Annotated in this window: 1 protein-coding gene; it reads right to left on the bottom strand. The window is 37.9% G+C overall.

What is annotated here, in order from left to right:
* The coding region (locus tag ACYVTD_RS18445; protein ID WP_461249047.1) for a hypothetical protein at positions 1 to 238 on the bottom strand (238 nt) is incomplete at its 3' end.
* Positions 239 to 340 lie beyond the last annotated feature (102 nt).

Below are 340 nucleotides of genomic sequence, written 5' to 3'. Positions count from 1 at the left end.
CTAATGTTCCAACGCGCGAGTTAGCGAAGACGTGGAAAAGGCTTTTAACGCGCTCGAAATGCATATGTTTGCTGATTTTTTTAACACCGTTACGAATAATATAACGGCCACCAGACTTAGTTATACGATATTTTTTATTGTTTTCGCGTAGGGCTTTTGCCAATAGCTTGTTGCCTTGGCGGATTAGCCGATAATTTTCGATTTCCTCTTTAGAAAATCCATTTAATAGCTTCATCATTACTCCCTTCTTCACAGAGCCGTTTCCAGCTCCCGACCTAATGATAATCAAGATGAAGTCAACACTTTTTCTTATATTCTATCGTAGTATACCATAAATAAT

Source organism: Treponema sp. R6D11, assembly GCF_054786075.1.
Note: the sequence above shows the minus strand (reverse complement) of the source record. Positions and strands in the feature narration are given on the sequence as shown.